Genomic DNA, 679 nt, shown 5'->3' on the forward strand with positions numbered 1-679 from the left:
TGTTTCCGCCAGTATCGTGGCTGCTGAGATCAGCGCAATGCCAGGAATCGTGCGCAGCAACTTAAGTTGCTGCTGAACCTCGGTGTGCTGCTGACCGAGTTCCTTGATCGCTTGCTCTAAGTCGTTCGCCTGGCGTTCCAACAACGCCAGACGCTCCTGCGCGAAGGTCATAACCTTCGCGTCGACCTGATGGGCGTCCCTGAGCGCGATGAGGTGATTAACGGCGATTAGGGGTTGACAAGGGCGAAGTTTCGGAAGCGGAGATTGTACGCCACCAGAATCAACGCCACTTTCAAGCGCAGACTTGCCAGCGTTTTCACCTGTCCCCAACGCAAGCCACGCCCGACTACCGACGAAAATGCACACTCGACCGCTTTGCTCAACGGCTCATAGTCATCACGCCACCGAGGATCGACAGTCCTCGCGTTCGCTTTCGGAGGGGTCAGGTTCGCGCCATCCTGGTACGCCTTATCCCCGATGACCTTTGGCCCGCCGACAGCGGGCCAATCCTCGTTCAACTCGTACCTCACGGCTACGTCATGCTGATTGGCCTTGGACTGCACCCAAGAAGGCGGACAGGGGGTCAAGTCACATCTGGGCTTGATGATACTGGGCCGCAAACTCTGCCGGGGGCACGTACCCCAGACTGGAGTGTAATCGCCTCTCGTTGTACAGGGTT

Annotated in this window: 1 pseudogene; it reads right to left on the reverse strand. The window is 58.2% G+C overall.

The features are described from left to right. Nucleotides 1-227: 227 nt before the first annotated feature. A pseudogene (locus E5Z01_RS20450) lies at nucleotides 228-551 on the reverse strand (IS982 family transposase); the annotation flags it as partial. Nucleotides 552-679 lie beyond the last annotated feature (128 nt).

The organism is Deinococcus fonticola (assembly GCF_004634215.1).
GTDB lineage: Bacteria > Deinococcota > Deinococci > Deinococcales > Deinococcaceae > Deinococcus > Deinococcus fonticola.